Origin of the sequence: Nonomuraea monospora (genome assembly GCF_039531895.1) — a bacterium.
Classification (GTDB): Bacteria; Actinomycetota; Actinomycetes; order Streptosporangiales; family Streptosporangiaceae; genus Nonomuraea; species Nonomuraea monospora.
Map to the genome: position 1 here is coordinate 51,074 of NZ_BAAAQX010000046.1, position 25,671 is coordinate 76,744.

Consider the following 25,671-nt stretch of genomic DNA (forward strand, 5'->3'; position numbering starts at 1 on the left):
ACCCTGTGGCTGACATCAGCCGACGTTCCATGCTGGTCACCACCGCGGCCGGAGCCGCGGCCGCCCTCGCCTTCCGCGCCGCCACGCCGGCCGCCGCGCAGGCCGCAGGGACGGTGACGCCGGCCGAGGTGAACGGCCATGACCCGATCACGCTGAAGTGGCTGGAAGGCGGCGCGCCCGCCGAGGTGACCGGCGGCACGACGTGGGGCGTGCCGTGGCCGCGCGGCGCGTTCGCGCCCGACCAGCAGTTCTCGCTGACCACCGAGGCGGGCGCGCAGGTGCCGGTGCAGTCGTGGCCGATCGGCTACTGGCCTGACGGGTCGGTGAAGTGGACCGCGCACGCGGTCAGCGGGGCCGACCCGCGCGCGCAGACGTACCGGCTCGGGGCGGGTACGGCGGCGCAGCCCGCCAAGCCCGTCGTGGTCAGGACCGAGGGCGGCAAGGTGAGCGTGGACACCGGCGTCATCACGGTGGTGTTCGAACGCGGCGGCGACCACGTCGTGAAGTCCATCAGCCGGGGCGAGACGGTCATCGCCAGGGACGGCCGCCTGGTCGCCTCCCGCCAGGACAAGGCCGAGGAGCCCGGCAGGACCGAGTCGTTCACCGGCCGCGTCTCCTCCGTCAAGGTCGAGCAGGAGGGCCCCGTGCGCGCGGTGGTCAAGGTGGAGGGCAAACACAGGAAGGGGCGGCGCGAGTGGCTGCCGTTCACGGTGCGCTTCTACCTGTACGCGGGCTCCGACGCCGTCCGCGTCGTGCACACCTTCGTCTACGACGGCAACGAGAACAAGGACTTCATCAACGGCCTCGGTGTCGCGTTCACCGTCCCGATGCGCGGCGAGCCGCACGACCGGCACGTCCGCTTCGCCGGCGAGGGCGACGGGGTGCTCGCCGAGGCCGTACGCGGCATCACCGGCCTGCGCCGCGACCCAGGAGCAGCGGTCCGCCAGGCCCAGTACCAGGGAAAGGCCACCCCCGACCCGGCCACCTGGGACCAGCGCGTCACCACCCGCCTGCACTGGATCCCTGCCTGGGGCGACTACCGGCTGAGCCAGCTCAACGCGCACGGCTTCGAGATCCGCAAGCGCACCAAGGAAGGCCACTCCTGGGTCCGGGTGGACGGTGGCCGCCGCGCCAGCGGGCTGGCCTACCTGGGCGGCCCGACCGGCGGGCTGGCGTTCGGCATGCGCGACTTCTGGCAGCTCCACCCGACCGAGCTGGAGATCACCGGCGCAGCCTCCGACGAGGCCACGGCCACCGTCTGGATGTGGTCGCCCCGCGCCGGGGCGATGGACCTGCGCTTCTACCACGACGGCCTGGGCCAGGACACCTACCCCGAGCAGCTCGACGCCCTGGAGATCACCTACGAGGACTACGAGCCGGGCTTCGGCACCCCGTACGGCGTCGCCCGAACCACCGAGCTGACCTTCTGGGCCCTGGAGGCCACCCCCACCAGCGAGCGCTTCGCCCGGCTCGCCGCCGCCAACGCCACCCCGCCGCTGCTGACCAGCCCGCCGCAGCACAACCACAGCGCGGGCGTGTTCGGCTCCTGGGCCCCGGTGGACCGGTCGGTCCCGGCCAAGGCCGCGATCGAGGACAAGCTCGACCTGATGCACAAGTACCACCGCGAGCAGGTGGACCAGCGCTCCTGGTACGGGTTCTGGGACTACGGCGACGTCATGCACAGCTACGACGGCGACCGGCACGTGTGGCGCTACGACGTCGGCGGCTACGCCTGGGACAACTCCGAGCTGTCCACCGACCTGTGGCTCTGGTACCACTACCTGCGCACCGGCGACGCCAAGGCGTTCCGCTTCGCCGAGGCGATGACCCGCCACACCAGCGAGGTGGACATGTACCACCTCGGCAAGTGGCGCGGCCTGGGCACCCGGCACGGCATCCTGCACTGGGCCGACAGCGCCAAGCAGGTGCGCATCAGCAACGCCGGGTACAAGCGCTTCTACTACTTCCTGACCGCCGACGAGCGCGTCGGCGACGTCATGCACGACCTGATCGACTCCGACCGTACCTTCCTCGTCCTCGACCCCGGCCGCAAGCTGGACGGTGCGGGCACGTTCGACCCCGACCCGAAGGCGCTCGGCGTCGGCCAGACCACCGACTGGGGCTCCCTGGCGATGGCCTGGCTGGCCGAGTGGGAGCGGGGCGGCGACCCGATCGCCCGCACCAAGCTGATCAACGGCGCCACCACGATCGCCGCGCTGCCCAACGGCTGGGTGCAGGCCGGCGTCACCTACAACCTCGCTGACGGCCGCTACAACCCGATGACGGAGAAGTCGGTGAGCATCGGCAGCCTCAGCTCGGTGTTCGGCCTCATCGAGGTCATGACGGAGCTGATCGGCCTGATCGACGACGAGGCCGTGAAGGCCAAGTGGATCGAGTTCTGCCGCCTCTACAACGGCACCAGGGCCGAGCAGGAGGCGGCCACCGGCGCCTACTGGGGCAGCCTCAACCTGCGCCAGGCCTACTCCCGCGCCACCGCCTACGCGGCCAGGCAGCTCGGCGACCAGGCCCTGGCCAAGCGGGCCTGGCAGGAGCTGCGCACCGGCCACGCCGGATACCCGGACAACCACCCGTTCGGCTCCAGGCGCGTGACGGGCTCCGCCGTGCTCAACCCCGTGGACGAGGCGGAGCTGAGCACGAACGCCAGCGCGCAGTACGGCCTGGCCGCCTTCCAGTGCCTCGCGCTCGTGGGCGAGCACATCTGATTCCGCTGTCACCCGGCCCGGAGTACGGTGGTTGCCGAATCCGGTTTCGCGCCGCCTCGGAGGTCGGCTGTGCCGCGGTCGAGTGACGTCATGCTGGTGGCTCTTCTGCTCGTCACGGCGGGCTGCACGGGCGGGGGAGCCCCGGCCGTCCCCTGTGCCTCCAAGGTCGTGCAGAAAGAGCTGCCGGAGTGGGCGCGCGCCGGGTTCAGCCCCGGCGTGGCGCCGCACCACGTGTTCAGCGGACGCGGTGACATGGTCGCCGTGATCTTCGGCTATCCGCTGGCCAGCCCGCCACGCCCGAACCGCGGCAACAAGATCCTCTGGGTGTCGAGGCTGCCGCTGGTCCCGTCCAGCCCGCTGCGGATCGAGGCCCGCCTGGAGGGCGGCGGCGCGCCCGTGCGCACCAAGGTCAGCGGCGGCCCAGGCCCCTCGCTCATCGACCTGCCGGGCGCGGGCTGCTGGCGGCTGGACCTGAGCTGGAGCTCGCACACCGACTCGATCGATCTGGAGTACGTCGCCCCGGAGTAGGCGTGGTGGCACCGGGAGTGCCGCACCTGACCTACGAGCGTGAGGCTCAGGCCGTGTAGGGGAGCTGCTCGGGCAGCACCTGGCCGCGCAGCGGGTCGCCCGCGAGCAGCCGTTCGAGCTCGGTGACCGCGAACTCGCCGAGGCGGCGCAGCTCGCGGCCCTGCGCCCCGGCCAGGTGCGGCGTGATGAGCACGTTGGGCAGCTCGAAGAGCGGGTGACCGGCCGGCAGCGGCTCGGGGTCGGTGACGTCCAGCACCGCCGAGAGCCGTCCGGACGCGCACTCCTCGGTGAGCGCCCTCGTGTCCACCAGCGTGCCGCGCGCCGTGTTGACCAGCACGGCCCTGTCGGGCAGCAGCGCGAGGCGGCGACGGTTGAGCAGGTGGTGCGTCTCCGGCAGCGCGGGCGCGTGCACCGTGACGAGGTCGCCGCGCCGGCACAGGTCGTCGAGCTCCACCAGCTCGGCGCCCAGCGACGCCGCCTCGGCGGGCGTGACCGTGGGGTCCGACAGCAGGACCCGCACCTCGAAGCCGCGCAGCCGCTGCAGGACGAGACGGCCGATGCGGGACGCGCCGATCACGCCGACCGTGCAGTCGTGCAGCCCGGTGCCGTCGCCCGGCTGCCACAGCGCCCTGTCCCGCCCGGCGGCGTAGTGGCGGGCGCGGGCGAAGGCGAGCTTGGCGCCCATGACCAGCGCCGCGATGGTGTAGTCGGCGACGGGCACGGCGTTGGCCTGCGCCGCCGAGGACACGGTGATCCCGCGCTCGAAGACGTCCGGATCGACCAGGGACTTGACGCTGCCGGCCGCGTGCAGGACGGCGCGCAGCCGGGGCGCGGCGGTGACGATCCGCGCGTCGATGCGCGGGCAGCCCCAGCCGGTGAGCAGGATCTCCGCCCCGGCCAGCGCCTCGGCCGCGGCGGGGCCTTCGAAGGAGGTGAGCCGCACCTCGTCGGCCACGTCCGCGGAGCGGCGCAGCCGGGCGACGAGGTCGGGCGGGAAGACGCCGGTGAAGGCCCAGGGCGCGATTGCGAAGACCGCGACGGGTCGCCGTGGCACGGAGTGGTCTCCTTCTGGTCGAACGCGAGAAGCGATGTAAACGCTTCCGTGCATTCTGCCATGCCACGGATTGTCACACGCAGGGGCTTCCGGAGGAGTGCTGAAGGCTTCCGTTTAGGGTTGTGTAACCGTTTTATGTCCGGGGCAGCGCGATCGCCGCTGACCTGCACTATCGTGGGAAGCCGAGTCCGGCACACTGATCCTGTGCCGGACTCGGCAGACCGGTTAGCCCTTGTTCCACACCGAGGCGATGACGCCGTCCTCGGCGCTCACGATCTGCGGCCGGTAGCCCATCGTCCTGAGCTGCGCGGCCTTCACCGCGTACGTCACCTTCGACAGGCTCAGGTACTCCTTGAGGCCGGTGGCGCTGCCCTTGGCCCACACGGTGGAGTACAGCTTGCCCGGCCCGACGGCCATGAGCACCGGGCGCAGGCCCTGCTTCGCCTTGGCCAGCAGCTCCTGGCCGCGCTGCTCCACGGTCTGGCCGAGCGTCACCTGAAGGGTGCCGGTGGCGGCGCCCGCCACCCAGACGGCCGCGTACAGCGGCTTCTCCACCGTGCCGTACACGTCCAGCGAGGCGATGCTGTAGCCGGCGGCGCTCAGCTCGGCGTTGACCTTGACGAGGGTCTCCTTCGTCAGCGCCAGCTCGGACTTGACGAGCTGCGTGGTCTTCTCGAAGACCGCCGCGAAGACCGCGCCGGGGCCGGTGCCCGTGCCGGTGACCAGCTTGGGCTGGTAGCCCAGCTTGGCCTGCTCCGCGATGCGCTGCGGCAGGTCCGTGGCCGACAGGCCCTGCAGCACGTTGACCTTGCGGGCGGCGTCCTTGACCCAGACGGACGTGTACTGCGGGCTGGCCGCGTTCGTCACGTTCAGCGACTGGGGCACGTACCCCTTGCCGAGCAGCTCCTTGATCCGCTGCACCAGCTTCGAGCCGCTGAGCGCGTCGAGGGAGAGCCAGTCGAGCGCCTGGTTCTGGACGGTCTGCGCGGACGTGGTCTGCGCCGTGGCCGGGGCGGCGACGCCCAGCAGGGGAGCGGCGGCGAGCGCCACGGCCGCGGTCAGGGTGGTCGCTCTGTTCTTGCCCCTCATGGTCCTCCTATGTAGGTAAAGGTCATCCCAATTGCGGACAAGAGGGGACCATAACAGAGGATGAGGGGAAGGCGACCTACCGTTACGGTGATCGTGACAAGGCTGTGTCAAAACTCCTTACGCGGTGTCGGGGGCCGTGCAGAGCTGCGCGCGCAACGTCTCGTACGCCCAGCGCTCGAACCGCTCGGGCGTCCAGCCGCGCTCACGGACGAACAGCAGGTAGAGGTCGGGGCTCAGCACCCCGTAGAGCAGGTCGGCGGCCTCGTCCACCGGCACCTGTCCGCGCGCGCCCGGCTTGGCCATCAGCTCGCGCGCCGCCGCCGTCGCCACGACGTGGCGCGGGTCCTCCTTGTCCGGCCACATCTCCGAGACCTCGGGGTCGGTGGCCGCGGCGATCTCCAGCACCTTGGTCATCGGCGCCACCCGCTCCAGCACGGAGCGGGTGCCCGCCACGTGGCCGCGCAGGTGCTCCTCGGCGGTGCCCGCCGCCATGGCCTCGCGGAACCACGGCCGGTCGAGCGTCGCCACCGGCAGGTCGTCACCCGCGATCGTGACGTCCACCAGCTCCTTGAGCAGCCGGCGCTTGTTGCCGAACACGAAGTAGACCGTCTGCACGGCCACGCCCGCCCTGTCGGCGACCTCCTGCAACGTCGTCGCGCCGTAACCCCGCGCCACGAACAGCTCTCCGGCGGCGCTCAGCAACCGCCGCCGGGTCTCCGCCGACTTCTGCGCCTTCTTGCCAGGCCTCTTGCCGTCACTCACGGCGGCAAGGCTAGTGCACCCCGGGGAGCCGCACCGGCATGCCGACGATCATCGTCAGGGGTATCACCTCCTCCAGTGCGACGGGCTGCAACGCCAGACCCGGCACGCCCGCTCGCAGGCGGCTCATGTCCAGCCGGTCCAGAGACTGGGGGGGTTCTTGACGGGTTTCATACGGCCGTAGGTCGAACATTGACGACCTCTGTACGGCGGGGGACGCATCGTGGAGACAGCGAAGATCCAGCCAGCGAGGAGAACCATGTCACGCGTTCTGATCACCGGATCCGCCGACGGGCTCGGCCTGATGGCCGGGCGGCTGCTCATCGGCGACGGACACGAGGTCGTCCTGCACGCCAGGAACGCGCGGCGGGCGGCCGACGCGGAGGCCGCCGCGCCCGGCGCCGCCGGCGTGCTCGTCGGCGACCTGTCCGGCATCGAGGAGGTGCGGTCGGTGGCGCGGCAGGCGAACGAATCGGGGCCGTTCGACGCGGTGATCCACAACGTGGCCGTCGGATACCGCGAGCATCGCAAGATCACGACGGCCGACGGGCTCAGCCACGTGTTCGCGATCAACGTGCTGGCCCCGTACCTGCTGACGGCGCTGATCACACCGCCGCGGCGGCTGGTGTACCTGAGCTCGGGCATGCACCTCAGCGGCGACCCCGACCTGTCGGACCTGCAATGGGACAAACGGCCCTGGAGCCCGGCGCAGGCGTACGCGGACACCAAGCTGCACGACGTCCTGCTGGCCTTCGGGGTCGCTCGGCGCTGGCCGCAGGTGTCGTCCAACGCGCTGACGCCGGGCTGGGTGCCGACCAAGATGGGCGGGCCCGCCGCGCCCGACGACCTCGACCAGGGGCACCTGACCCAGGCCTGGCTGGCCGTCAGCGACGAGCCGGCGGCCACGGTGAGCGGCGCGTACTTCTACCACCAGGAGCAGGCCGACACGCATCCCGCCGCGCGCGACCACGACCTCCAGGACGCCCTGCTCGCGGCGTGCGCCGAGCTGACCGGGACGCCGCTCCCGTCCTCAGCGGGTTAGGCGGGCTGCTCTGCCACGGCCGTGCGTGCCGCCATCCGCCGTTCGAACCACAGGGAGGTGAACGGCGGCACCGCGCAGGCCAGCCCGAGCACCACCGCGCCCCGGCTCCAGCCCGCCTCACGCGCCGAGAGCAGGACTCCGGCCACGTACAGGACGAACAGCGCCCCGTGCACCGGGCCGAAGATCTTCACGCCGAGTTCGCCGGTCTCGGTCACGTACTTGAAGAACATCCCGACGAGCAGGCCCGCCCACGAGCATGCCTCGGCCACCGCCACGGCCCGGAACCAACGCAGCACAATCCGCCCTCTCGCTCGATATCGCGCCTTACTCTACAAGCTGTAGAGCGAGGCGGGAACATGCACGGCGTGCATTGATGCGCGTCGTGCATGTTCGGCGTGTAGGGTGGCTCCGTTTCCGGCTTGCCGACGGGCGATCGCGCGGCGCCGCCGTCGCACGTCGCCCGTCCTCCGAGAAGAGGATGTGGCGATGGCGATCTCCGATGAGCAGCAGACCGAGGGCCAGAACGGGCGGGTGACCGAGTCCCCGACCCAGATCCGCCGGATGTTGCCGGCCGACATGGTGGACAGGGGCGGCTGCCCGTTCGACCCGCCGCCCGGTGTGCGGCAGCGGCGCGGGCAGGGTGCGATCCAGCCGCTCCAGCTCCTCAACGGCGCCCCCACCTGGCTCGTCACCGGGCTGCAGGAGGCGCGGGCCGTCCTGGCCGACTCCCGCTTCAGCTCCGACCGGGTGCGCTACCCCGACGTCACCAAGCTGCAGCCGCACGAGGTCGAACAGCTCACCGCCGCCGCGAACGGCAGCGGGTCAGGTGCAACCGTCGCGCCCAAGGTGGAGACCCGCACCGACGGCATGTTCGTCTTCATGGACCCGCCCGAGCACACGCGCCTGCGGCGGCTCCTGACCGGCCAGTTCACCGTCCGGCGGATGCGGGCGCTGGAGTCGCGGCTGCGTGAGATCGCCGTGGAGCACATCGAGGCCATGCGGGCCGCCGGCACCGAGGCCGACCTCGTGCCCGCGTACGCGCTGCCCATCCCCTCGCTGGCCATCTGCGAGCTGCTCGGCGTCGACTACGCCGACCGGGCCGAGTTCCAGGAGCGCACCGCCATCGCGCTGAACTCCAACACCCCCGACGACGAACGCATGCGCGCCGGCATGGAGCTGTACGGCTTCATCCAGGGCCTGGTGGCGGCCAAGCGCGACAAGCCGGGCGACGACATCCTGTCCGGGCTCGTGCACGACGCCGACCCGCCGCTGACCGACGCCCAGCTCACCGACGTGGCCCTGGTGCTGCTCGGCGCCGGGCACGAGACCACCGCCAACATGCTGGGCCTGGGCACGTTCGCGCTGCTGGAGCACCCCGACCAGCTCGCCGCGCTGCGCGCCGACCCGTCGCTGATGGACAACGCGATCGAGGAGCTGCTGCGTTACCTGTCCATCATCCAGATGGGCGTCAGCCGGGTGGCCATCGAGGACGTTACGATCGCCGACGTGAAGATTCCCGCAGGCGGCACGGTGATCATCGCCACGCCCGAGGCCAACCGCGACCCCCGCCACTGGGACGACCCGGACCGCCTCGACGTCCGCCGGCCCCGCGCCTCGCACCTCGCGTTCGGCCATGGCATCCACCAGTGCCTGGGGCAGCAGCTCGCCAGGGCCGAGATGAAGGTCGGGCTGAGCGAGCTGATCACCCGGATGCCGGACCTGCGCCTCACGGTGCCCGCCGACCAGGTGCCGCTGCGCAACGAGATGCTCATCTTCGGGGTGCACTCCCTGCCCGTCACCTGGTCCTGACCATGCCCGACGCCACCACCGCCACCGCCCTGCCCGTGGTCGGGCGGCGGGAGCGGAAGAAGCAGGCGACCAGGGCCGCACTGCGGGAGGCGGCTCTGCGCCTGGCGCTGCGCGACGGCGTGGAGAACGTCACCGTCGAGCGGATCGCCTCCGAGGCCGACATCGCGTTGCGGACCTTCTTCAACTACTTCTCCAGCAAGGAGGAGGCGGTGGTGGCGGCCGCCGCGGCGGGGGCGGAGGCGGTCATCGCCGAGTTCCGGGCCAGGCCCGCCGCCGAGTCCGTGTTGCGGGCGTTGCGGGAGGCGGTGCTCATCGTCTTCGACCAGGATCATGCGGCGAGTCGCGACTACATCAGGGCCAGCAGGCTCATCCGCAGGACGCCGTCGCTGCTGCCGCAGGAGCTGGCCGTTCTGGCCGCCCAGGAGAAGGCGCTCGCCGCCGCCATCGTCGAGCGCCTCCAGCCCGCCCACGAGATCGCACGCCCCGCTGCCGCCACCGAGCAGCCCGCCCCGATCGGGATTTATCCCGCCTTGTGTGCGGCCACGTCCCTCACGGCGCTCCGGGTCGTGCTGAGCCGGTGGCTGGAGCACGCCGCCGACTCCGACGAGACGCCGCCCATGGACCTCCTGCGCCAGGAGATCGACCAGGCGATCGGCGACCTGGCCGCCGGCCTGGACCGCCCAGGACACCCGCCCGCCTCAGGCAGGTGACCGGGCCCAGGCCGTCCGCCCGCCTCAGGCGAGTGACCCAGGCCGAGGCGGCGCCCGCGTTAGGCGAGTCACCGGGCCGAGGCCGCGCCTGGCTCAGGCGAGTGACGCGGCCGGAGCCGAGGTCGCGTCAGGCGAGTGAGCCCGCGCGGCGGCCGAACACCGCGCCCGAGGTGAGCCCGGTCCCGCCCGGGTAGTTGCCGCTGAACAGCCCGCCCAACATCTCCCCGCACACGAACAACCCCGCGATCGCATCCCCCCGCCCGTCCAGCACCCGCCCGTGCGTGTCGGCGTGCAGCCCGCCGAACGTGAACGTGATCCCGCACGTCACAGGAAACGCGTAGTACGGCGGACGCTCCAGCGGAACGGCCCAGTTCGACTTGGGCGGCGTGGTGGCGGCGGCCCGCCCGTCGAGCACGGACAGGTCGAGCGGCGCCGACCGGTCGATGGAGTCGTTGAACTCCGCGACGGTCCGCCCCAGCACCGAGGCGTCGACGCCCATCCCCGCGGCCAGCTCGTCCAGGGTGCCGGCCGTCACGACGGACGCGCCGGGCATGTCGTACTCCTCGGCCCGCAGCTTCGGCCGGGTGTCGGCGTCGAAGAGCTGGAAGGCGACGCCTCCGGGCTGGGCGAGGATGCGCGCGCCGTACTCGGCGTAGGTGAGGTTGCGGAAGTCCGCGCCTTCGTCGAGGAAGCGCCGCCCGTCGGTGTTGACGACGATGCCGAGCGGGTAGCCACCGCGGGTGAGCTGGTTGGTGAGCTCGCGGTTGCTCTCGTTCTCCGCGTACCAGGCGTCCCAGGCGACGCTGTGACAGGTGCTCCAGTCGCCGTGCGTGCCCGCTCCGGCGGCGATCGCCGCCGCGAGCATGTCACCGGTGTTGTACGGCGTGCCGCGCACCTTGGCCCGCTGCCAGCCCTCCCCGAGGTGCTCGCGCCGCATGCCGGCGTCGGCCTCGAACCCGCCGGCGGCGAGCACCACGGATCCGGCGCGCACCGAGCCGCTGCGGCCTTCGGTGTCCTCCCAGGTCAGGCCGGTCACGCGGCCCGCGTCGAGGATGAGGCCGCGGGCCCGTACGCCGTAGCGGAGCTCCACCCCGGCCTGCCGCGCCGCCCGCGTGTGCTGCTCGATGAGGCCCTTGCCGCCGCCGGTGCTGCCGACGGCCAGCCCGCCCCAGAAGACCTGGCGGCCGTCGTCGCCGGGGTAGGCCTGACGCTCGTACATGAGCCGGAAGCGCAGGCCCTTGCCGTGCAGCCAGCGCAGCGTCTCCGCGCTCTGGCTGATCAGCACGTCGGTGAGCGCCTTGTCGTTGCGGTCGCCGGTGACCTTGGCCATGTCGGCCGCGAACTGCGCGGCCGGGTAGGAGGGCAGCACGGTGGCGGCGTGCCGGTCGTCGGGGTCGAGCAGGTCCGCGAGCTCGCCGAGGCCGTCGTGCACGATGCGGAACGCGCCCGCCGTGTAGTAGCTGTTGCCGCCCGCCCCTTGCTCGGGGCCCTTCTCCAGCAGGAGAACGCGGCGGCCACGCTCCGCGGCGGCGTGCGCGGCGCTGAAACCGGCGTTGCCGCCGCCGACCACCACCACGTCGAAGTCGTCGCTCGCGAGTTGCATCATGCCCTCCAGGTCTTGTTCTCAATTGCATGTGAGTGTATACAGTCGTACACCATAAATTCTGACAACGGGACTCGGGGAGCGGTGAAGGGCTCGATGACTCCTATCAAGCGGTGGGCGCCACTGGTGGTCGCGCTGCTCACGACCGGTGCGCTCGTCGCCACCGCGCCGGCGGACGACCAGCGGGCGGGCTCCGCCGTGACCCGCGCGCTTGACGGCAGGCAACTACGGATCATGGCGCCCGCGGCGCCCGGCGGCGGCTGGGACCAGACGTCGCGGGAGATGCAGGCCGCGCTGCGCGACCTGATCGGCCGCAGCGAGGTGTACAACGTCGCGGGGGCGGGCGGCACGATCGGGCTGAGCCAGTTCGTCCGGCTGAACGGCGACCCCAGTCAGCTCATGACGACCGGCCTCATCATGATCGGCGCGGTGGAGACCAACGACTCGCCGCACTCGCTGTCCGAGACCGTCCCGCTGGCCCGGCTCACCACCGACTACCAGGTCGTCGTGGCCGCCGCGAACTCCCCGCTCAAGGACATGAAGGCGGCGGCCGACGCCATGCGCCAGAACCTGCCCGCCGTGTCGATCTCCGGCGGCTCGGCCGGCGGCGTCGAGCAGATCCTCGCCGGGCTGATGGCCAAGGCCGTCGGCGCCGACCCGGCGAAGGTCAGCTACGTCGCCCACTCCGGCGGCGGCGAGGCGCTCACCACGCTGCTCTCCGGCCGCTCGACCATCGGCATCTCGGGGGTCTCCGAGGTCATGCCGCAGATCAAGGGTGGGCAGGTGCGGGCGCTCGCCGTGTCCAGCCCGCAGCGGCTGCCCGCGCTGCCCGACGTGCCCACCTTGCGCGAGTCGGGGCTGGACGTCGAGCTGCAGAACTGGCGCGGCGTGGTCGCGCCGAAGGGGATCACGTCCGAGCAGGAGCGCGCGCTGGAGCAGATGCTGCTCGACATGACGCGCACGGACGCCTGGCGCCAGGCGCTCGCCGAGCGCGGCTGGGGCGACGCCGCCCTGGCGGGACCCGAGTTCGAGAAGTTCGTCGAGTCGGAGCAGAGCCGGGTGGCACAGATTCTCAAGGAGATCGGATTGGGGCGTTCATGACCACCGGGACGAACGAGGAGACCACCGCGTCCATCGAGCCCGAGCCGGACCTGACCTGCGACAGAAGGACCGCCCTCAGCTCGGCGATCTTCGGCGGCCTCATGGTCGTGGCCGGCCCCGTGATGATCGCGGACGCCCGCCGCCTGCCCGACGACGGCAGCGCCATGGGCCCCGCCGTGATGCCGTTCACGCTGGGCGTGCTGCTCGCGCTCACCGGCCTCTGGCTGGCGCTGCGCTCCCTGCGCGACCTGCGCACCGCCACCCGCGGGCACCCGCTGCGCAGCCACGCGGCCCTCCGGGTCGGCGCGCTGGCCGCCGCGCTCGTCGCCTTCGCCCTGCTGCTGCCGGTCATCGGGTACGTCGTCGGCTCCGCCGCCCTCTTCGTCGTCACGGCCCTGCTGCTCGGCGCGCCGCACGGCTGGCGGCTGTACGCGGGCGGCTGGTCGCTGGCGGCACTGGCCTTCCTCGTCTTCGACCGCGTCATCGGGCTCACCCTGCCCACCGGACCGTGGGGGTTCTGACATGGAGCAGCTCGTCCCCCTCCTGGAGGGCTTCGCCGGCGCGCTGACGCCGATGCACCTGATGTGGGCGCTGATCGGGGTGACGATCGGCACGGCCGTCGGCGTGCTGCCCGGCATCGGCCCAGCGCTCACCGTGGCCCTGCTGCTGCCGATCACGTTCCGGCTGGAGGCCTCCAGCGCGCTGATCCTCTTCGCCGGCATCTACTACGGCGGCATGTACGGCGGCTCGACCACCTCCATCCTGCTCAACACCCCCGGCGAGAGCGCGTCGATCATCGCCGCCATCGAGGGCAACAGGATGGCGCGGGCGGGACGCGCCGCCGCCGCGCTGGCCACGGCGGCGATCGGCAGCTTCGTGGCCGGCACCATCGGCACCGTCGCGCTGACGTTCCTCGCCCCGGCCGTCGCCGGCTTCGCCACCAGCTTCGGCCCGCCCGAGTACGTCGCCCTCATGGCGGTCGCCTTCACCACGGTCAGCGCCCTGCTCGGCCCGAACCTGCTCAAGGGCCTGGCCGGGCTCCTGGTCGGCGTCACCGTCGGGCTGGTCGGCATCGACTCCCAGACGGGGCAGCCCCGGCTGGTGTTCGGCGTGGAGTCGCTGCTCGACGGCATCGACGTGGTCATCGTGGTGGTCGCCCTGTTCGCGCTGGGGGAGACGTTCACCCGCGTCATGACCGGGATCGGCCGCTCCACCGTGCAGCCGCTGCGCGGGCACGCCACGCTCTCCCGCTCCGACCTGCGCCGCTCCTGGCCCGCCTGGCTGCGCGGCACCGCGCTGGGCTTCCCCATCGGCAGCCTGCCCGCCGGCGGCGCCGAGATCCCGACGTTCCTCAGCTACACCGTGGAGAAGCGGCTCTCGCGCCACCGCGACGAGTTCGGCCGGGGCGCGATCGAGGGAGTCGCCGGGCCCGAGGCGGCCAACAACGCCGCCGCGGCGGGGGTGCTCGTGCCGCTGCTGACGATCGGGCTGCCGACCTCGGCCACCGCCGCGGTGATCCTCACCGCGTTCCAGTCGTACGGGCTGCAGCCGGGGCCCGCCCTGTTCGAGGAGTCGGGGCCGCTGGTGTGGACCCTGATCGCCAGCCTGTACGTCGGCAACGTGATGCTGCTGCTGCTCAACCTCCCGCTGGCGAAGGCGTGGGCCAGGCTGCTCACGATCCCGCCCTACCTGATCTACGCCGCGGTGATCATGTTCTCCGCGCTCGGCGCGTACGCGGCCGGCGGCACCGCCGCGGACCTGGTCGTCCTGTGCGCGCTCGGCCTGCTCGGGCTGCTCATGCGCGAGGCGGGCATCCCGGCCGCCCCCGCCGTGGTGGGGCTGATCCTCGGCCCGCTCGCCGAGCAGCAGCTCCGCCGCGCGCTCATCCTGTCGGAAGGCGACCCGTCCATCCTGGTGTCGGGCCCCATCACCATCGTGCTCTGGGCGGCGGCGGCGCTGTCGCTGATCGTCCCGGTGGTGCTGCCGATCATGCGCGGCCGACGCCGCACGCTGGCGAGCGCCGACCAGGACTCCGAATGACTGCATACAACGGTATGCTCAGCTCTGCCAGGGATGCGAGGAGAGGAGGACACACTGTCCGAGGTCTACGACCGGTTGAGGGCCGAGATCGTCGACGGCACCCTCGCCCCAGGGGCGGCCCTCGTGGAGGTCGCGCTCGCCGAACGCTACGGCACCAGCCGCACGCCCGTCCGCGAGGCGCTGCGCAGGCTCCAGCAGGACGGCCTGGTCGAACGCGCCGACCGCGGCATGCGGGTGCGCACCCGCAGCCCCGAGGAGATCCTCGAGATCTACGAGGCGCGCATCGCGCTGGAGGCCACCGCCGCCGCCGGCGCCGCCCAGCGCCGCAGCGACTTCGATCTCGTACGCCTCGCCCGCGCCCAGAAGGCCATGATCGCCACCCCGGCCTCCGAGCCCGCCGCCATGGCCGAGGCCAACCGGGCCGTGCACGAGGCCATCTGGGCGGCCAGCCACAACGGGACCATCGTCGATCTGCTCACCCGGCTGAACAACCACCTCACCCGGTATCCGCAGACCACCCTGTCCATGCCGGGGCGGTGGGACGAGGCCATCGCCGAGCACGCCGAGATCATCGAGGCGATCGGGGCTCGGGACGCGGATCGGGCTTACGGGCTGGCTCGGGAGCACATGACCAAGGCTCGGGAGCTGCGGCTGCACATCTACGCCGACGACACAGACGCCTGACACCCCCACCCGCCCACCCCGCCCATGCGGCGCGTCACGCGTCCGTCCGACCGGCGCGTCACGCGTCCGCCCATCCAGCGCGTCACGCGTGCGCCCGGCCGGTCTGCCGCGCGTCCGTCCACCTGACGCGTCACGCGTCCGCCCGCCTGGCCCGCCTCGCGCGCCCCTCCACCTGGCGCGTCACGCGTCCGTCCGGCCGGTCTGCCGCGCGTCCATCCATGCGGCGCGTCACGCGTGCGCCCCGCCGATTGGCCGCGCGTCCGCCCATCCAGCGCGTCACGCGTGCGTCCGGCCGGTCTGCCGCGCGCCCGCCCAGTCGGCGTGTCAGGCGTGTGTCTGAGCGGGTGCGGGGCGTGGCTTGCCGGTCGGGCGTTCGGGTCATCGGACGGTGGCGGGCACCGGTTCGGTGGCCGTGCGTGCCGTCGCCACCCCCACGGCCAGCAACCCGACCCCCGCCACGACCGTAGCCGGGATGATCACCAGCCCCTCCACCACGGGCAGCCCAGGCCCCAGGATCAGCACCACCGCCGCGACCAGCAACGCCACCCCCGCCAGCCGCACCGGCCTCTCACCCCCGCGCCAAGCGAGCCCCGCCCCGAACGCCACCAGCGACGCCATCCACACCATCCCGGCCGCCGCGTTGACCGCGCCCCCACCCCCGGCCTCCACCTGCTCGGCGACCCCGTGCAGCGGCGAGACGTACGCCTCGAACCACGCGCCGGGCGCGAGGGCGGCGAACGCGACCGCCAGCACCACCGCGCCGACCGTGGCCAGCTTGGACGCCTGCAACGCCCGGCTGAGCGCCACGCACAGGGGCAGCCCGGCGGCGATCAGCAGGCCGCCCAGGGCGAAGACGAGGTGGGCCGCCTCCCAGGTGGGGGCGGAGTGCGCGGCCTCGTTGTGCTCCAGCGGGTGCAGGACGTTGCCGACGGCGAACAGGATGCCGCCGGCGCCCACCAGGCCGCCGGCCAGGACACGCAGGTTCATGGTCTCCTCCTTCGGGGATCGTGCGGGGCGGCGGGCCCGCCCCTGGCACGACCGTCAGTCCACCCGCCCGCCGGTCCCGCCCGCCTGAGCACCGGGTCCCGACCGAGTCCCGCCTTCCCGAGGTCCCGCGCCCCGTCCGTCCACGTCCCGGAGTCGCGTCCTTCCCAGGTCCCGGCCCGAGCGGGACCCTGGTCCCATTGCCCCAGCTCGGGACGGAAAGGGACGATGTGCGGGTGCGCCTCTCCACCTGGCCGTGGGTGATCCCCTGCGCGGCCGCGGCAGCCGTCCTGATCGGCACCGTGCTCACCGTCAACGTCCCGGTCCACGACGCCACCTACCTGATACTCGACGCCGCCGTCGGCCTGACGTACCCCCTGGTGGGGGCGCTGATCGTGACCAGGCGCCCCCGCGACCCCATCGGCTGGCTGTTCTGCCTGAGCGGCGCCGGGCTGGCGTTGCAGGCGCTGGCGGGCGGATACAGCTCCTACGGCGAGGCCCACGGATGGCCCGGCACCGAACTGGCCGCCTGGGTGGTCAACTGGGTGTTCTTCGCCGGGTTCGGGCCGCTGTTCCTGCTGCCCGCGTTCCTCCCGGACGGCCGCCTGCCGTCGCGGCGGTGGCGGCCCGTGATGGGGGCGCTCGTCGCGGCGATGGCCGTGATGCTGGTCGTGCTGATGTTCAGGGACCTGCTCTGGGTCTGGGGGAGTGAGCGGCCGAACCCGGTGGGGTTCGTGCCCACCTCGATCATCGCGGCCTGCTTCGCGGTGCTGGTCAGCGCGGGAGCGCTGGTCGGGGCGGTGGCGCTGGGCGTGCGGGTGCGGCGTGCGCAGGACCGGCGCCAGCTCATGCCGCTGCTTCCCGCCGCCGTCGCGATCGCGGTGGCGGCGCTGATCGACTCCACCCACACCGGCGGCACCTGGTACGCCGGGATCTGGCTGCTGGCGCTGACCCTGCCCACCCTGCCGCTGGCCACCGCGGTGTCGATCTTCCGCTACCGGCTGTTCGACATCGAGGTGCTCATCCGGCGCACCGTCGTGTACGTCGTGGTGGCGGCGCTGCTGCTGGGCGCGTACCTGGCGACCGTCACCACCCTGAACGCGCTGTTCAGGGAGCGCAGCGGCGTGCTGGAGTCGTTGCTGGCCACCGGCGTCGTCGCGGTGGCGTTCGCGCCGGTGCGCGACGCCGTGCAGCGGGCCGTCGGCCGCCTGCTGTTCGGGAACCGGGGCGAGCCCGCCGTGGCCCTGTCCCACCTGGGGCACCGGCTGGAGGCCACGGCCGCCCCGACCGAGCTGCTCGACGGCGCCGCCGAGACGGTGGCGCGCACGTTGCGGCTGCCGTCCGTCGCCGTGGTCACCGCCGCGGGCGTCCCCGTCTCGATGTTCGGCGAGGTGCCGGACGACGGCGTACGCATCCCGCTGCTCAGCGGCGGACGGACGGAGGGAGAGCTGCGGGCGGCGCCCAGGTCACCGGGCGAGCCGCTGACCAGGGCGGACCTGGCGGTCCTGGACGACCTGGCGCCCCACCTGGCGGTGGCGCTGGCGGCGGTGCGGCTGGCCACGGAGGTCAGGGAGTCGCGCGAACGCCTGGTCAAGGCGCGCGAGGAGGAGCGGCGGCGGCTGCGCCGCGACCTGCACGACGGCCTCGGCGCGGACCTGACCACGATCGGCCTGCGACTGTACGTGATCGAGGCGACGGCGCCGCCCGAGCTGCGCGAGCAGGTCACCGGCGTCAGGGAGCTGACCCAGTCGATCGTGGGGGACGTCCGGCGGATCGTGCACGACCTGCGCCCGCCCGCCCTGGACGAGCTGGGCCTGTCCGGAGCCCTGGAGGACCTCGCGCTGGACGCCCAGCCGGGGCCGAACGTCGCCGTCACGATCGCGGACCCGCTGCCCGCGCTCCCGGCCGCCGTGGAGGTGGCCGCGTACCGGATCACGCAGGAGGCCCTGTCCAACGCGCTCAAGCACGCCGGCGCCGCCAACGTCGAGATCACCGCCAGGATCGTGCCCGACCGGCTGCTGCTGCGCATCCGCGACGACGGACGGGGCCTGCCCGTCCCGGTGCGGGAGGGCGTAGGATCCGGCAGCATGCGAGAGCGGGCCGCCGAGGTGGGCGGTGAGCTGCGACGTTCGTCCGAGCCTGGGCGCGGGACACTCGTGGAGGCGGTGCTGCCCCTATGACAGAGCCGGCGAGGCCCGTCCGCGTGCTGCTGGTGGACGACCATCCGCTGCTCCGCCACGGCCTCCGGGCGCTGCTCGAACAGGTCGGCGGCGCCGAGGTCGTCGGCGAGGCGGGCGACGGCGAGGAGGCCGTCGAGCTGGCGCTCTCCCTCGAACCCGACGTGGTCGTCATGGATCTCGTCATGCCCGGCATGTCCGGCACCGAGGCGACCCGGCAGCTCATCGACCGCCGACCCGACCTGGGCGTGCTCGTCCTCACGATGAGCGAGGACGACGCGTCCGTCTTCGCCGCGCTGCGGGCCGGGGCGCGCGGCTACGTGCTCAAGGGCACCGCTGGGCCCGACTTCCTCGCCGCCGTGTCCGCCGTCGCCAGGGGAGAGGCGGTGTACGGGGCGGGCGTGGCGCGCAGGATCCGCCGCTTCCTGACCAGCGGGCCTGCTAGCGGGCCGTTTCCCGAGCTGACCTCGCGGGAACGGGAGATCCTCGATCTGCTGGCGTCCGGCAGGTCCAACGCGGAGATCGCGCGGGCGCTCTACCTCAGCCAGAAGACCGTCAAGAACCACCTGACGTCCGTCTTCGCCAAGCTCCAGGTCGCCGACCGCGCCCAGGCCGTGGTGCGCGCCCGCCGCGCCGGCCTGGGCGAGTAAACACCCCCTCGCGCACTTAAATCCCGTCATATCCGTCTGACCTGGCTACTTCCCAATACCTCGTAAGCAGAGCTAACATTCCGGGCATGAGTGCGGAGGACCTCTCCGACGCCTTCGCGGGCGTCATCGCCGGTCTCAACCGGCTGATCCGGCGACGGGTACGCCGTCAGATGGCCGTGCCCCCGCTCCGTGGCGCCCAGGCCGAGCTGCTGCGCCTGGTCGAGGCCAACCCCGGCATCAGCGTCTCGGCCGCGGCCAAGGAGTTGTACCTGGCGGGCAACTCGGTCTCCACCCTGGTCAACCAGCTCACGGCCGCCGGCCTGCTGCATCGGGAGACGCGCAGCGACGATCGGCGCGCGGCCCGCCTGCTGCCCACGCCCCAGGCCGAGGCGCGGTTGCGGGCGTGGCAGGAGCGGCGGGCGGCGATCGTCCGCGAGCACGTGGAACTGTTGGGCGAGGACGACAGGGCCGCCCTGGCCGCCGCCCTCCCGGCACTGCGAAGGCTGGCCGACAGCCTGCGAGAGGAGGCACCGGAATGAGTGACGACGATCAGCCCCAGCAGGACGCGACCCCCGTCACAGACCCGCGCGACGGCGACCGGCCGCACGAGAACGCGCTGACCGGCCCACGCGATGGCGACCGGCCGGGCGAGGACACCTTGAAGGACCCAGGTCCCGATGGGCGGTCGCGGGAGGAGGCCGTGACGGTTACGGGGTTGCGTTACGCCTTCGGCAGTTCGACGGCCGTGGACGGGCTGGATCTGACGGTCACGTCCGGCGAGGTGTTCGGGCTGCTCGGCCCGAACGGCGCGGGCAAGACCACCGCGATCCGCTGCGTGACCACCCTCCTGCCCGTCCCCGCCGGAATGGTCAAGGTCTTCGGGCACGACGTGACCACCGACAGGATGGCGGTGCGCCGCCTGCTCGGCTACGTGCCCCAGCAACTGTCCGCCGACGCGGGCCTGACTGGCAGGGAGAACGTCGCGCTGTTCGCCCGCGTCTTCGACGTGCCGAGGCGTGAGCGCGCGGCCCGCGTCGCCCAGGCGCTGGAGGCGGTCGGGCTGGCCGAGGTCGCCGACCGGATGGCGGGCACGTACTCGGGCGGCATGGTGCGCCGCCTGGAGCTGGCCCAGGCGCTGATCAGCTCGCCGCGCCTGCTGATCCTGGACGAGCCCACGATCGGCCTCGACCCCATCGCCCGCACCGGCGTGTGGGACCACATCATGGCCGTGCGCGCCGCCAGCGGGATGACCGTCCTGGTCACGACGCACTACATGGACGAGGCCGACCAGTACTGCGACCGGGTGGCGCTGATGCACCAGGGCCGGGTGCGCGCGCTGGGCACGCCCCGCCGGCTCACCGACGACCTGCGCGCCCGGCGCGGCGACGGCACGTCCCCGACGCTGGAGGACGTCTTCCGCGACGTCGCAGGCAGCGGCCTGGACGATCTCGACAAGGGAGGGGAGTTCCGCGATGTCCGCCGTACCCGCCGCACCGCAGCCCGTGTCGGCTGACGGGCAGGCGTCAGGAGCGGCCGGTGGAGGGCTCGGGCTGCTGCTCGTCCCGCCGCGCACCCGGCCCGCCTGGCGGCTGATCCCGGCCAGGGTCGCCGCGATGTGCGTGGTGGAGCTGCAGAAGCTGCGCCACGACCGCAGCGAGCTGTACACCCGCGCGATCCAGCCGGCGCTGTGGCTGCTGATCTTCGGGGAGACGTTCACCCGGATCAACGTGATCCCGACCGGCGGCATCCCGTACCGCGACTACCTGGCGCCGGGGATCATCGCCCAGTCCACGATGTTCATCGCGATCTTCTACGGCATCCACATCATCTGGGAGCGCGACTCGGGCGTCCTGACGAAGCTGCTGGTCACGCCGACGCCGAGGGCGGCGCTGGTGGCGGGCAAGGCGTTCGCCGCCGGGGTGAAGGCGATCGTGCAGGCGCTGGTGGTGGTGGTGATCGCGCTGCTGCTGGGCGTGGGGCTGAGCTGGAACCCGCTGCACCTGCTGGGGGTGCTGGCGGCGGTGGTGCTGGGCTCGGCGTTCTTCTCCTGCCTGTCGGTGACGATCGCGGGTGTGGTGCGTACGCGCGACCGCATGATGGGCATCGGCCAGGCCATCACGATGCCGCTGTTCTTCGCCTCCAACGCGCTCTACCCGACCGGCGCCATGCCGGGCTGGCTGCAGGCGCTCAGCGCGATCAACCCGCTCAGCTACGAGGTGGACGCGCTGCGCGGGCTGCTGCTGGGCATCCCCGCGCATCTGCCGCTCGACTTCGCGGTGCTGCTCGTGGCCGCCGCGGCCGGCATCACGGCGGCCTCGGTGCTGCTGCCCCGGCTGGCCCGCTGACCGCCCGTCGGCCGCCGGACCACCCGCCCGGCATGCGGCACGTCGGCGGGGCCGGGAAGCCCGCCCAGTACGCTGCTTGCGACGTACCCCGGCTCCCGAGGAGGCCTGCCCTCATGACCACCACGTTCGGCGCGATCGGCGGCGGCCGGCGGACCCGGTTCTTCCTGCGGCTGGCCGCGGCGCTGCCCGACCGGCTGCGCGTCAGCGGCGTCGTGACGCGCGGCGAGGAGTCGGGCGCGCGGATCACCGGCGAGTGGGGCGTGCCCGCCTTCCGCTCGGTCGGCGAGCTGCTGCGGCACGAGCGCCCCGACTACGTGAGCGCCGCGGTGCCGTGGCCCGCGATGCCGGACGCGATCCGCGCGGTGGCCGAGCACGGCATGCCGGTCCTGGCCGAGACGCCGCCCGCGCAGGACCTGGACGGGCTGCGCGCCCTGTGGGGCGACGTGGGCGCGACCGGCCTGGTGCAGGTGGCCGAGCAGTACCTGCTGATGCCCGGGCACGCGGCCCGGCTGGCGCTGGTGCGCGAGGGCGTGATCGGTGAGCCGACGTCGGTCCAGGTCTCCTCGACCCACCTGTACCACGCGGTGTCGATGATCCGCGGCCTGCTGGGCGTCGGGTTCGAGGCGGCGGAGGTGCGGGCGGGCGCGTTCCCCGCGCCGCTGGCCAACCCGCTGGTGGCGGGCGGGTGGACGGGCGACGGCACGCCGCAGGAACTGACCACGACCATCGCGACGGTCGACTTCGGCGGCCGGATGGGCCTGTACGACTTCACCGAGAACCAGTGGTGGAACCCGTTGCGGATGCGCCGCATCGTGGTGCGCGGCTCGACCGGCGAGCTGGTGGACGACCGGGTGGTGCGCCTGCTCGACCCGACGACGCCGGTGGAGTCGCACCTGATCAGGCGCGACACGGGCGTGGACCTCAGCCTGGAGTTCCGCGACCTCAAGCACATCAGCTTCGACGGGCGGGTGCTCTACCGCAACCCGTTCGACGGCTCGGGGCTGTCCGACGACGACATCGCGGTGGCCGACATCCTGGAGCGGACGGGGGCGTGGGCCCGCCAGGAGGGGCCGGCGCCGTACCCGCTGGCCGAGGCGTGCCAGGACCACCTGATCAGCCTCGCCATCGGCGAGTCGGCCAGGACCGGCGGCGCGGTCACCACCGGCAAGGAGGCGTGGGCGGGGTGACGACCGGTTCCGACGGGCCGGGCAAGCGGCTGATCGCCCGGCTCTGGCACGGCATCCGCGGGTCGGTCCAGTGGCGGCTGCTGTACCTGTCGCAGGCCAAGTTCATGGTCGGGGTGACGGGGGTGGTCCGTGATCGTGGCGGCAACGTGTTGCTGCTGCGGCACCGGTTCTGGCCTGAGCACCGGCAGTGGGGGCTGCCGACGGGCGGGGCGAAGCGGGGGGAGACGTTCGAGCAGACGGTCGTGCGCGAGGTGCGGGAGGAGACGGGGCTGGAGGTGAGCGTCGGTGAGCTGGTGCACCTGGGGAGCGGGTTCCGGCTCAGGGTCGAGGTCGCGTACGTGGCCGCGTACGACGGCGGCGGCACGATGCGGCTCAACCCGATGGAGATCCTGGAGGCCCGCTGGTGCGCCCCGGGCGACCTGCCGGACGGCCTGCTGGCGGCCCACCGCCGCCTGATCGAGGCCTCAGGCGAGCGGCCCGCCGATGTGGGCTCAGGCGGGCCGTCCGACTCAGGTGGGTGGCGTGGCCGTGGTGGAGAAGGCGGCGTCGAGGTGGGCGGTGTCGTTGAAGCGGCGCAGGACCCACCGGACCCCGGTCAGCACCAGGTGTGACACCGACGCGTTGTCCGCGCCGAGGAACGCGAACGGCCGCGACCCGGTGGCCGCGGCCAGCGCCTCGGCGATCACCCCGCCGTGGGTGACCACCACGACCCGCTGATCGGGGTGCGCGGCGGCGAGCCTGCCGAGCGCCTTGCGCACCCGCTCGGCGAACGCCTCGGCGGGCTCCGCGCCCGGGATCACGTCCCAGCGCTCCTCGTCGGCCATCCGCCGCGCGATCGGGTGCCCTTCGGCCACCATGCGCCGGAACAGCCCGCCCTCCCACTCGCCGAGGTGCACCTCCCGCAGCTCGGGGTCCACCACCGGCGTCAGGCCGAGCCGGGCGGCGAGCGGCGCGGCCGTCTGGGACGTGCGCCGCAGCGAGCTGACGTAGATCGCGTCGATGGGCTCCGAGGAGAGCCGCAGCCCCACCCGTTCGGCCTGCTCGTGCCCCTCGGGCGCGAGCCCGGGGTCGCCCTGGCCGTCCACCAGCGGGAACGGCCTGCCGGGCCGTGCGGGCTCCGACTCGCCGTGCCGGACCAGCAGAATCTCCGTGGCCCCCGGCGGTGTACGGAACCGGCCCTGCCGGTACTCGACCGGCGCGCTGCTCTCAGATCCCACAATTACCGAACATTACTCTACTGATCGGGACGCGTGATCCCAGAGGCGGTCGGCGGCGTCCGGATCCACCGACCAGGACGCGACGCCGGTCATCACGTCGGGCCCGCCCCGCACCACCTCCGCCTCCTGGTTGTCGTGCGAGAAGAACCGGCCGGTCACGCCGTCCACCAGGGGAGAGGCGGCGAGCAGCACCGCGGTGGCCGCGCCCTGCTCGGGGGTCGTGAAGTGGCCGGGGGTCAGCGGGCCGCCCTCGTCGTCCAGCAGCCCGGCCGCCCGCAGGGTGTCCTGGTCCAGGTGCCGCTGCAGGTTGGTGCGCACGTAGCCGGGCTCGAAGGCGTTCGCGGCGATGCCGTCGCCCGTCCAGCGCCGCGCGAGGCCGACCGCGAGCAGCACGCCGGCCGTCTTCGACTGCGCGTACGCGGCCCACGGGTCGTACGGGCGGCGCTCGAAGTGCGGGTCGTCGAAGTGGAACGGCTCACGCAACTGGGCGCCGGAGCTGACCACGACCACCCGCGCGCCCCCGTTCCTGCGCAGGTGGTCGCGCAGGCCGGTGATCAGCGCGAAGTGGCCGAGGAAGTTCGTCGCCAGTTGCAGCTCCCAGCCGTTGGCGGCCACCTGGCGGGCAGGCAGCGCCATGATCCCTGCGTTCGCGACGATCGCGTCCACCGGCCCCGTCCAACCGGCCGCGAACGCGCGCACCGAGGCGAGGTCGCTCAGGTCCAGCGCCCGCTCGCCGGGCGCGGGACGCCGGGTGGCCACCGTGACCTCGGCCCCCGCCGCCCGCAGCGCCCGGGTGGTCTCGAGGCCGATCCCGGAGGCGCCGCCGGTGACGATGATCCGCCGTCCGGTCAGGTCGATCCCGGCGAGAACCTCCGAAGCGGTGGTCCTGGCGTTGAAGGGAGTGGTGATGAGTGTCATGACCACCACCGTAGGCAGCCCGATTTGGACTTGGAATACGTATGGGTCCACCATAGTTGCGTGAACGTCCAGCAAGCCGATCCCCTGGAAGATGTGCTCACCCTCGTCGGCACGACCAGCCGCCTGTCCACCGGGCTGGTCGCCGGCGGCAGGTGGGCGCTGTCGTTCGACCCGCCCGACGGGGTCAAGTTCAACGCGGTGCGCCGCGGCAGGTGTGTCCTCACCGTGGACGGCGTGCCGGGCCCGATCGAGCTGGCCGAGGGCGACTGCTTCCTGCTGGTCCGGCCGCGCGCCTTCACCCTGGCCGCCGAGCCTGGGCTGCGGCCCGTCCCGGCTGGCCCGCTCTTCCGCGCGGCCACCGACGGCGTGGCCCGCGCCGGGGAGGGCGAGGACGTGGTGATCGTCGGCGGCCGGTTCGGCTTCGGCGAGCGCGCTCAGGAGCTGCTGCTGGACGTGCTGCCGCCGGTGATCCACGTGCCCGGCCGCACCGCCGAGGCCGCCACCGTGCGCTGGGCGCTCGACCTCATCGACGCCGAGCTGCGCGAACGCCCGCTCGCCGCCACCCTGGTCACCGAGCACCTCGCGCTGGTCATGCTGATCCACCTGCTCCGCCTGCACCTGGCAGGCGCGGGGCCGGAGGGCGGCTCCGGCTGGCTGGCGGGGCTCGCCGACCCGGTCGTGGCCCCCGCGCTGCGCGCGGTGCACGCCGAACCCGCCCGCGCCTGGACGGTGTCCGAGCTGGCCAGGGTGGCGGCGGTGTCCCGATCGACGCTGGCGGCCCGGTTCAAGCAGGTCGTGGGGAGGGGGCCGCTGGAGTACCTGACCGGCTGGCGGATCGAGCTGGCCGCCGACCGGCTGCGGCGTGGCGACGAGACGGTGGCGGTGATCGCCACGCAGGTCGGTTACGGCTCCGTCAGCGCGCTGAGCAACGCGTTCAAGCGGATCACCGGCGTGTCGCCGCGCGACTACCGCCGCTGGAAGCAGGAGATCGCCCCGCTGTGATTTACGGGCGTCCGATATGTTCTTTTTGTGATTAGGGGAGCAAGGCGTG

Annotated in this window: 25 protein-coding genes; 17 read left to right on the forward strand and 8 right to left on the reverse strand. The window is 72.9% G+C overall.

From position 1 onward, the window contains the following. The first annotated feature begins 5 nt into the window (after positions 1–5). Together ABD331_RS51840 and ABD331_RS51845 are read left to right on the forward strand one after the other, a co-directional pair. A complete protein-coding gene (locus ABD331_RS51840; protein WP_344493378.1) occupies positions 6–2,723 on the forward strand; it encodes an exo-rhamnogalacturonan lyase family protein in 2,718 nt (905 codons plus the stop codon). Between the two features lie 90 nt (positions 2,724–2,813). Beyond that, positions 2,814–3,251 carry a hypothetical protein gene (locus tag ABD331_RS51845; protein ID WP_344493380.1) on the forward strand — a complete coding sequence of 146 codons (438 nt, stop codon included), beginning with the start codon at positions 2,814–2,816 and terminating at the stop codon, positions 3,249–3,251. A 46-nt stretch (positions 3,252–3,297) separates the two neighbouring features. On the opposite strand, the gene ABD331_RS51850 is transcribed toward ABD331_RS51845, so the two are convergent. The 3 genes from ABD331_RS51850 to ABD331_RS51860 all read right to left on the reverse strand — a co-directional run bounded on the left by ABD331_RS51850 (position 3,298) and on the right by ABD331_RS51860 (position 6,156). Further along, positions 3,298–4,305, reverse strand: a complete 1,008-nt coding sequence (locus ABD331_RS51850; RefSeq protein ID WP_344493382.1) for a hydroxyacid dehydrogenase — start codon at positions 4,303–4,305, stop codon at positions 3,298–3,300. Positions 4,306–4,530: 225 nt separating this feature from the next. Then, positions 4,531–5,394: a hypothetical protein gene (locus tag ABD331_RS51855; protein ID WP_344493384.1), complete on the reverse strand. Its 864-nt coding sequence runs from the start codon at positions 5,392–5,394 to the stop codon at positions 4,531–4,533. 117 nt (positions 5,395–5,511) lie between these two features. Then, positions 5,512–6,156 carry a TetR/AcrR family transcriptional regulator gene (locus ABD331_RS51860; RefSeq protein WP_344493386.1) on the reverse strand — a complete coding sequence of 215 codons (645 nt, stop codon included), beginning with the start codon at positions 6,154–6,156 and terminating at the stop codon, positions 5,512–5,514. A 256-nt stretch (positions 6,157–6,412) separates the two neighbouring features. Between ABD331_RS51860 and ABD331_RS51865 the strand changes: the two genes are divergently transcribed. Continuing rightward, positions 6,413–7,195, forward strand: a complete 783-nt coding sequence (locus tag ABD331_RS51865) for an SDR family NAD(P)-dependent oxidoreductase (RefSeq protein WP_344493388.1) — start codon at positions 6,413–6,415, stop codon at positions 7,193–7,195. On the opposite strand, the gene ABD331_RS51870 is transcribed toward ABD331_RS51865, so the two are convergent. Further along, positions 7,192–7,491 carry a DUF3817 domain-containing protein gene (locus ABD331_RS51870; RefSeq protein ID WP_344493390.1) on the reverse strand — a complete coding sequence of 100 codons (300 nt, stop codon included), beginning with the start codon at positions 7,489–7,491 and terminating at the stop codon, positions 7,192–7,194. The genes ABD331_RS51865 and ABD331_RS51870 overlap by 4 nt on opposite strands. A gap of 190 nt (positions 7,492–7,681) precedes the next feature. Here ABD331_RS51870 and ABD331_RS51875 point away from each other — a divergent pair, with 190 nt between their 5' ends. Then, a complete protein-coding gene (locus ABD331_RS51875; protein ID WP_344493392.1) occupies positions 7,682–9,004 on the forward strand; it encodes a cytochrome P450 in 1,323 nt (440 codons plus the stop codon). Between the two features lie 2 nt (positions 9,005–9,006). Beyond that, positions 9,007–9,714, forward strand: coding sequence for a TetR/AcrR family transcriptional regulator (locus ABD331_RS51880; protein WP_344493394.1), 708 nt, complete (start codon positions 9,007–9,009; stop codon positions 9,712–9,714). 127 nt (positions 9,715–9,841) lie between these two features. Here ABD331_RS51880 and tcuA read toward each other — a convergent pair whose 3' ends face one another. Then, on the reverse strand, positions 9,842–11,317 hold the full coding sequence (tcuA, locus tag ABD331_RS51885; RefSeq protein WP_344493396.1) for an FAD-dependent tricarballylate dehydrogenase TcuA: 1,476 nt from the start codon (positions 11,315–11,317) through the stop codon (positions 9,842–9,844). Positions 11,318–11,413: 96 nt separating this feature from the next. Between tcuA and ABD331_RS51890 the strand changes: the two genes are divergently transcribed. The 4 genes from ABD331_RS51890 to ABD331_RS51905 are packed head-to-tail and all read left to right on the forward strand — an operon-like array spanning position 11,414 to position 15,142. Continuing rightward, positions 11,414–12,418 (forward strand): Bug family tripartite tricarboxylate transporter substrate binding protein, encoded by a 1,005-nt coding sequence (locus tag ABD331_RS51890; RefSeq protein WP_344493398.1) that lies wholly within the window; start codon positions 11,414–11,416, stop codon positions 12,416–12,418. Then, complete coding sequence (locus ABD331_RS51895; RefSeq protein ID WP_344493400.1) at positions 12,415–12,939, forward strand: tripartite tricarboxylate transporter TctB family protein; 525 nt, start codon at positions 12,415–12,417, stop codon at positions 12,937–12,939. Before ABD331_RS51890 ends, ABD331_RS51895 begins: the two co-directional genes overlap by 4 nt. A gap of 1 nt (position 12,940) precedes the next feature. Next, the gene (locus tag ABD331_RS51900; RefSeq protein WP_344493402.1) at positions 12,941–14,458 is read left to right on the forward strand and encodes a tripartite tricarboxylate transporter permease; all 1,518 of its coding nucleotides are present in this window, start codon (positions 12,941–12,943) and stop codon (positions 14,456–14,458) included. Positions 14,459–14,491: 33 nt separating this feature from the next. After that, entirely contained in the window at positions 14,492–15,142 is a 651-nt protein-coding gene (locus ABD331_RS51905) for a GntR family transcriptional regulator (RefSeq protein WP_344493404.1), read from the forward strand. 378 nt (positions 15,143–15,520) lie between these two features. Here the strand turns inward: ABD331_RS51905 and ABD331_RS51910 are convergent, their stop codons facing one another. Beyond that, entirely contained in the window at positions 15,521–16,129 is a 609-nt protein-coding gene (locus ABD331_RS51910) for a hypothetical protein (protein ID WP_344493406.1), read from the reverse strand. Positions 16,130–16,362: 233 nt separating this feature from the next. Here ABD331_RS51910 and ABD331_RS51915 point away from each other — a divergent pair, with 233 nt between their 5' ends. From ABD331_RS51915 to ABD331_RS51945, 7 genes are all read left to right on the forward strand, one after another. Next, positions 16,363–18,306: a sensor histidine kinase gene (locus tag ABD331_RS51915; protein WP_344493408.1), complete on the forward strand. Its 1,944-nt coding sequence runs from the start codon at positions 16,363–16,365 to the stop codon at positions 18,304–18,306. After that, complete coding sequence (locus ABD331_RS51920; protein ID WP_344493410.1) at positions 18,303–18,953, forward strand: response regulator; 651 nt, start codon at positions 18,303–18,305, stop codon at positions 18,951–18,953. Before ABD331_RS51915 ends, ABD331_RS51920 begins: the two co-directional genes overlap by 4 nt. Before the next feature lie 86 nt (positions 18,954–19,039). Beyond that, on the forward strand, positions 19,040–19,492 hold the full coding sequence (locus tag ABD331_RS51925; RefSeq protein ID WP_344493412.1) for a MarR family winged helix-turn-helix transcriptional regulator: 453 nt from the start codon (positions 19,040–19,042) through the stop codon (positions 19,490–19,492). Next, positions 19,489–20,466 (forward strand): ABC transporter ATP-binding protein, encoded by a 978-nt coding sequence (locus ABD331_RS51930; protein WP_344493414.1) that lies wholly within the window; start codon positions 19,489–19,491, stop codon positions 20,464–20,466. The genes ABD331_RS51925 and ABD331_RS51930 overlap by 4 nt, the downstream gene beginning before the upstream one ends. Further along, positions 20,426–21,298 carry an ABC transporter permease gene (locus tag ABD331_RS51935; protein WP_344493416.1) on the forward strand — a complete coding sequence of 291 codons (873 nt, stop codon included), beginning with the start codon at positions 20,426–20,428 and terminating at the stop codon, positions 21,296–21,298. Before ABD331_RS51930 ends, ABD331_RS51935 begins: the two co-directional genes overlap by 41 nt. Before the next feature lie 113 nt (positions 21,299–21,411). Further along, the gene (locus tag ABD331_RS51940) at positions 21,412–22,485 is read left to right on the forward strand and encodes a Gfo/Idh/MocA family protein (protein WP_344493418.1); all 1,074 of its coding nucleotides are present in this window, start codon (positions 21,412–21,414) and stop codon (positions 22,483–22,485) included. After that, the gene (locus ABD331_RS51945; protein ID WP_344493420.1) at positions 22,482–23,096 is read left to right on the forward strand and encodes an NUDIX hydrolase; all 615 of its coding nucleotides are present in this window, start codon (positions 22,482–22,484) and stop codon (positions 23,094–23,096) included. The genes ABD331_RS51940 and ABD331_RS51945 overlap by 4 nt, the downstream gene beginning before the upstream one ends. Here the strand turns inward: ABD331_RS51945 and ABD331_RS51950 are convergent. Beyond that, positions 22,995–23,702 (reverse strand): histidine phosphatase family protein, encoded by a 708-nt coding sequence (locus tag ABD331_RS51950; protein ID WP_344493422.1) that lies wholly within the window; start codon positions 23,700–23,702, stop codon positions 22,995–22,997. The two genes, ABD331_RS51945 and ABD331_RS51950, sit on opposite strands and share 102 nt — an antisense overlap. Positions 23,703–23,714: 12 nt before the next feature. Continuing rightward, the gene (locus ABD331_RS51955; RefSeq protein ID WP_344493424.1) at positions 23,715–24,620 is read right to left on the reverse strand and encodes an SDR family NAD(P)-dependent oxidoreductase; all 906 of its coding nucleotides are present in this window, start codon (positions 24,618–24,620) and stop codon (positions 23,715–23,717) included. A 60-nt stretch (positions 24,621–24,680) separates the two neighbouring features. Here ABD331_RS51955 and ABD331_RS51960 point away from each other — a divergent pair, with 60 nt between their 5' ends. Then, the gene (locus tag ABD331_RS51960; RefSeq protein WP_344493426.1) at positions 24,681–25,622 is read left to right on the forward strand and encodes an AraC family transcriptional regulator; all 942 of its coding nucleotides are present in this window, start codon (positions 24,681–24,683) and stop codon (positions 25,620–25,622) included. The last annotated feature ends 49 nt before the right edge of the window (positions 25,623–25,671 follow it).